The 5,831-nt window shown below is 72.0% G+C and carries 7 protein-coding genes and 1 pseudogene; 4 read left to right on the top strand and 4 right to left on the bottom strand.

From position 1 onward, the window contains the following. Nucleotides 1–27 precede the first annotated feature (27 nt). The 4 genes from urtB to DSY14_RS26470 are packed head-to-tail and all read left to right on the top strand — an operon-like array spanning nucleotide 28 to nucleotide 3,498. Nucleotides 28–915, top strand: a complete 888-nt coding sequence (gene urtB, locus DSY14_RS26455; RefSeq protein WP_211719334.1) for an urea ABC transporter permease subunit UrtB — start codon at nucleotides 28–30, stop codon at nucleotides 913–915. Further along, entirely contained in the window at nucleotides 912–2,051 is a 1,140-nt protein-coding gene (gene urtC, locus DSY14_RS26460) for an urea ABC transporter permease subunit UrtC (RefSeq protein WP_211719335.1), read from the top strand. The genes urtB and urtC overlap by 4 nt, the downstream gene beginning before the upstream one ends. Next, nucleotides 2,048–2,794 (top strand): urea ABC transporter ATP-binding protein UrtD, encoded by a 747-nt coding sequence (urtD, locus tag DSY14_RS26465; protein WP_211719336.1) that lies wholly within the window; start codon nucleotides 2,048–2,050, stop codon nucleotides 2,792–2,794. Before urtC ends, urtD begins: the two co-directional genes overlap by 4 nt. Continuing rightward, nucleotides 2,791–3,498 (top strand): ABC transporter ATP-binding protein, encoded by a 708-nt coding sequence (locus DSY14_RS26470; RefSeq protein ID WP_211719337.1) that lies wholly within the window; start codon nucleotides 2,791–2,793, stop codon nucleotides 3,496–3,498. Before urtD ends, DSY14_RS26470 begins: the two co-directional genes overlap by 4 nt. Before the next feature lie 517 nt (nucleotides 3,499–4,015). Here the strand turns inward: DSY14_RS26470 and DSY14_RS26475 are convergent. The 4 genes and pseudogenes from DSY14_RS26475 to DSY14_RS26490 all read right to left on the bottom strand — a co-directional run. After that, entirely contained in the window at nucleotides 4,016–4,816 is an 801-nt protein-coding gene (locus DSY14_RS26475; protein WP_307851342.1) for an alpha/beta fold hydrolase, read from the bottom strand. Nucleotides 4,817–4,854: 38 nt separating this feature from the next. After that, entirely contained in the window at nucleotides 4,855–5,310 is a 456-nt protein-coding gene (locus DSY14_RS26480; RefSeq protein WP_211719338.1) for a Clp protease N-terminal domain-containing protein, read from the bottom strand. A 10-nt stretch (nucleotides 5,311–5,320) separates the two neighbouring features. After that, nucleotides 5,321–5,521 (bottom strand): hypothetical protein, encoded by a 201-nt coding sequence (locus tag DSY14_RS26485; RefSeq protein ID WP_211719339.1) that lies wholly within the window; start codon nucleotides 5,519–5,521, stop codon nucleotides 5,321–5,323. Between the two features lie 99 nt (nucleotides 5,522–5,620). After that, a pseudogene (locus DSY14_RS26490) lies at nucleotides 5,621–5,831 on the bottom strand (hypothetical protein); the annotation flags it as partial.

Genomic DNA, 5,831 nt, shown 5'->3' on the forward strand with positions numbered 1-5,831 from the left:
ACCCTCTTGCCTGCGAAAGGAGCCGCGGTGGAGGTCCTCGACCAACTCCCCATCGGCCTGGCCATCGGCGCCGTCCTCCTCCTGGCCGCCCTGGGACTGAACTTCACCTTCGGTCAGATGGGCGTCATCAACATGGCCCACGGCGAGTTCATCATGATCGGCGCCTACACCGCCTTCGTGCTGCACGCCTGGGCCGGCCTGGGTTCCTCCCACGCCCTGCTGGTCGCCCTGCCGGTGGCCTTCGCCGTCACCGGGACCCTGGGCTGGTTGTTGGAGGCGGGGCTGATCCGTCACTTCTACGGGCGTCCCCTGGACACGCTGCTGCTCACCTTCGGGATCGGCATGATCCTGCAGCAGGCCGCCCGGGACACCTTCGGCGCCCCCAACGTGGACGTGCCCGCCCCCGACTGGCTCACCGGCGGCATCACCCTGTTCGACAGTGTGCGCATCCACCACTCGCGCCTGTTCATCCTGGCCCTGGCCCTGGTCAGCGTCGTCGCCATCGCCCTCTACCTGCACCGTTCCACGGCCGGGCGGCAGATGCGCGCGGTCATCCACAACCGCGACCTGGCCGCCGTCAGCGGTGTCGACACCCGCCGGGTCGACGCCACCACCTTCTTCATCGGTTCCGGGCTGGCGGGGATCGCCGGGGTGGCGTTGACGTTGATCGGCCCCACCGGCCCCACCCTGGGCACCAACTACATCGTCGACGCGTTCCTGGTCGTGGTCATCGGTGGTCTGGGGCAGTTGCGCGGCACCGTCGTGGCCGCCTTCGCGCTGGGGTTGCTCAACGCCACCGTGGAGGCCTGGGCCGACGCCTCCCTGGCCAAACTCCTGGTGTTCGCCACCATCGTGGCGTTCCTCCAGGCGCGCCCACAGGGACTGTTCACCGTCAAGAGCAGGGCACTGACATGACCCACACCTCCACCGTCCCCGCCCCGCCCGTGTCCCGGGCCGCGTCCCTGGGGCGTCGCCTGCGCGGACCGGCCGTGTTCGTGGCGCTCCTGGCCGCCGCCCTGCTCGTGGTGCCCGTGGTCCTGGAACCCTTCCGGCTCAACCTGCTGGCCCAGTACCTGTGCTACGCCATCGTCGCCCTGGGCATCGCCCTGGCCTGGGGGCGGGGCGGCATGCTCACCCTGGGCCACGGCGTCTACTTCGGGTTGGGCGCCTACGCCATGGCCATGCACCTGACCCTGGCCCGTGCGGCCCAGGACCCGCTCGACCCCGACGGGCTGCCCTCGTTCATGGTCTGGTCCGGTCTGAGCGAACTGCCCTGGTTCTGGGTCCCCTTCGCCAGCCCGGCCGTGGCCGTGGTGGCCGCCGTCCTGGTCCCCGGCGCCGTGGCCGCGCTCCTGGGCTGGTCGGTGTTTCGCCAACGCGTGCGCGGCGCCTACTTCGCCATCCTCAACCAGGCGCTGGCCGCCGCCTTCGTCCTGCTGCTCGTAGGGCAACAACACCTGACCGGCGGCTCCAACGGACTCACCGACTTCCCCGTGTTCGCCGGCCACAGCCTCTACACACCCACCGCCCAGACCACCCTGTACGTGCTCACCGTCCTGGTCCTGGCCGGCCTCTACCTGTTGTTGCGCCACATCACCCGGAGCCGTTTCGGCACACTCCTCATCGCCATCCGCGACGGCGAGGACCGTGTCCGCCACCTGGGCTACGACCCCACCTGGGCCAAGACCCTGGCCTACGCCCTGTCCGCCATGGCCGCCGGCATCGGCGGGGCCCTGTTTGTACCCATCATGGGCATCATCTCCCCCTCCCTCATCGGCGTCATCCCCTCGATCATGATGGTCCTGGCCGTGGCCATCGGCGGCCGCTACTCCCTGGCCGGAGCCGCCCTGGGCGCGGTGCTGATGAACGCCGCCCAGACCACCTTCTCCGAACACTTCGCCGGCACCTGGACCTACCTGCAGGGCGCCCTGTTCGTCGTGGTCATCGCCCTGGCCCCCGCCGGTCTGGCCGGACTGGCCGGCCAGGTGCGCCAGGCCCTGCACCACCGACGCGCCCACGTCACGCACACCAGCCACGGGAGCCCCCGATGAGCCTGCTGACCATCGACGACCTCACCGTCACCTTCGGCGACTTCACCGCCCTGGACCACGTCACCCTGTCCCTGGACGAGGGCGACCTGCTCTTCCTCATCGGCCCCAACGGCGCCGGCAAGACCACACTCATCGACACCATCACCGGCCGCACCCGACCCACCTCGGGCACCCTGACCTTCGACGGCCGCCCCCTCCACGGCATGGCCGAACACCACATCGTCCGCGCCGGCATCGGCCGCACCTTCCAGACCAGTGTCGTCTTCGAACACCTCACCGTCGCCGACAACGTCGACCTGGCCGCCTCCCACCACCTGCGCCCCTGGCAGCTGCTGCGTCGACGCCGCGCCCTGCCCGAGGCGGTCACCCACATCCTGGAACGCGTGGGCCTGACCGAGCGGCTCCACGACCGCGCCGGCACCCTCTCCCACGGCCAACGCCAGTGGCTGGAGATCGCCATGCTGTTGGCGCAACGCCCCCGCCTGCTCCTGCTGGACGAACCCGTCGCCGGAATGAACACCGACGAACGCACTCGCACCGGTGAGCTCCTCACCGAGATCGCCACCGACCACACCATCATCGTCATCGAACACGACATGGACTTCCTGCGCCGCTACGCCCACCAGGTGGTGGTCCTGCACGAAGGCGCCGTCCTCACCCGCGGCGACCTGGCCACCGTCCAGAGCGACCCCCGTGTCCAGGAGGTCTACCTGGGCCGCACCCCCAGCGAGGCCACGACATGACCACCACCCCCACCCTGCGCGTCCAAGGACTCGACGCCGGCTACGGGCGCGCCCGCGTGCTCTTCGACATCGACCTGACCGTCCACCCCGGCACCATCGCCTGTGTCATGGGCCGCAACGGGGTCGGCAAGACCACCCTGCTCAACACGATCGCCGGACTCATCACCCCCACCGCCGGCACGCTGGCCCTGGCGGGGGCCGACATCACCCGCACCCCGCCCCACCGCCGCACCCGGCAGGGCATCGGCTACGCGCCCCAGGGACACGAGACCTTCGCCCCGCTGACCGTGGCCGAGAACCTGGCCCTGGCCCACCAGGCCGGCGGCAGGGGCGGACCCGACCTGGTCGAGTCCGCGCTGGAGCGCTTCCCACGCCTCACACCGCTGATGCGGCGCCGCGCGGGCCTGCTCTCGGGTGGACAGGCCCAACAGTTGGCCATCGCCCGCGCCCTGGTCACCGATCCGACGCTGCTGCTGTTGGACGAGCCCACCGAGGGCATCCAGCCCAACATCGTCGCCGAGATCGAGGCAGCGATCACCGACATCGCGGCCTCGGGCATCACGGTGCTGTTGGTGGAGCAGTACCTGGACGTGGCGTTGCGGTTGGCCGACACCGTGACCGTCATCGACGCCGGGCGGATCGTCCACCATGGCCCCCGCGCCGCACTGGACCGGGCGAGGGCCCACGCCCTGATGGCGATCTGACCCCGGTCGCGTCCACGCCGTGGGGGCGCAGAGCGGCGAGGGCCGCTCCCCCGGTTCCGCGCACGGGATGAGGGGCGGCCCGCCCTGGCGGCCGGTCCACGCGCCACGCGTTCTCGCTCACCGGCCTCACCGGGCGGGGCACACCATGAGCGGGCGCCTGTGCACGAGGGGCCGCTCGCCGCCCGAACGGGGTACCCACGGCTCGGCCCCGGCGGTGAGCGATGACCACGGCGCGGCGACGTCGCCGCGCCGGTGAACGCCCACAGGCCACCGGTCCGTGACGGTGGTGAGGGACCCACCCACGAGGCGAGGAACGACGTGATCGGCGAGGACCGGCTCCGGAACATCCTCACGAGCGGCCTGGTGGCGTTCGTGGTGACCATGCGGGAACGGGCGTGGTCGGTGTCGCCCTGGGCCGGTCACCGGGCTTCCTCGACCGCTGAGACCCGGACCACGAACCACACCCCGCGCCGGCGGGACCCACAGGCACACAGACCGCCCCGCCCACACGTGCCGATCACGGGTCGGGGGTGAAGAACTCCACCAACGGCCGCGCCACCGACGCGGGACGACCGTCGTTGGTCGCCGCCAGGTGCCCCACCCCCGCCAACCGCACCCGCTCCACACCCGGGACCACCCCCTCCAGGGTGTCCAGAGCCCGCCCGAGATAGGCCGGGCTGCGCGCGCCGCCCAACAACAGCACCCGACCCCGCACCGAGTCCGCGCGTGACAACAGCGGAGCGGCCGAACGCACCATGTGCGCGTCGGCGCCCATCGACTCCAACTGGGCACCCACCCCCTCGGGCGCGGGCACACGCAACGCCAACGCCATCAACGGCTGCGACCACGACCGGGGCACCCGGCGCATCCACGGCGCGTCCTCGGTACCCCGCACCACCGCCGCCAACGCCGCGGCACGCTCACCCCGCGCCCACCGCTCCTCGAAGTCGGGCAGCCAGGACAACGCCGCACCCAACGGAGGTTCGTACAACGCCACCGCACACCCCGGACCCGCCTGCCGCGCCCACTCCAGGACCGGCACCGCGCCCGCGCTGAGCCCGAACAACCTGCGGGCCCCGGTGTGCTCCACCAACGCGGCCACGTCCCGCGCCGCCGGGCCCACCCGACGTGGTGCCACACCGCCGCTCAGACCGCGTCCGCGCCGGTCGGGCACCCACACCTCGAAGCCCGCCCGGGCCAGATGGCCGGCCAGGACCATCAGGTGGTGGGAGGTGATCAGACCCCCGTGCCAGAGCAGTACCGGCGGGCCTTGGCCCAGGCGCCGGTACCCCAACCTCACACCGTCGTCGGTGCGCACACCACCGGTGGTGTGACCGGGCGGGTCCGGGCGCGCCATCATGGCCGCCCGAGGCGGGCGCACAGCGCGGTGCGGTCCACACCCAACGCGTCCAGGAGCACGGCCGCCGGGTCGGGGCGACGGTGCCCGGTCAGGGCCCGCAGCAGGTGGTGCGGGGCCGGGCTCTCGGTTCCCGCGGCGGCGCGCCAGCCTCGGAAGAGCGCCTTGGCGGCCGGAGTGAGGGGAAGCCGGTCCTCGGACCGGCCCGCGAGGGCGTCCTCGCGCATGTGGGCGCGCACGCCCACGGTCGCCAGCGCCCGTTCGTCCACAGTGGTGAGCGCGGCGCGAGCGGCATCTCGGTCCACGCCCTGTTCGGCCAGGGCGCGCGCCGGTGCGCCCCCAGGGTCCTCCAGCAGGGCCAGGAGTACGTGTTCGGTGCCGACCTTGCGGTCGCCGCGGCGCAGGGCCTCGGCGGTGGCGTTCAGGTAGAAGTGTCCTCCGCCGTGGCGGTGCATGGGGGTGTCCTCACGTTCTCACGTCGCCGTGTTTGGTGTGCAGGGACTGCCGGGTCAGGCCGAGTGCGTCGCCGATCTGCTGCCAGGACCAGCCGGCACGGCGCGCGGCGGCGACCTGTTCGGCCTCGACCTGCTCGGCCAGGCGACGCAGCGCCAGGACGGCGCGCAGGCCCTCTTCGGGGTCATGGGGGTGGGACGTCTGCTCGACCATGCATGTCAGTATGGACTGACACACCGAGCCCGTCAAACCACACTGACACTCCCAGGGGTAAAAAAGGGGGCCGACCCGAACGGACCGACCCCCACCACCTCACGACAGAGGCAACCACCCCGTGCACACCCTCAACCCCACACCCGACTCCACCCGCTCCACCGCGGCCCGCTCCAACCGGGTCCGCCGCGGCGCCGCCCCCACATCCACCCGCGCCATCCCGAACACGAACCGGAACACATCCGACTCCCCCGGCGCACCCTCACCCACCAACGTGAACCTGCGCTGGAACCGCACGATGTTGGAACCC

It is taken from the genome of Nocardiopsis sp. MG754419 (assembly GCF_018207095.1).
Classification (GTDB): domain Bacteria; phylum Actinomycetota; class Actinomycetes; order Streptosporangiales; family Streptosporangiaceae; genus Nocardiopsis.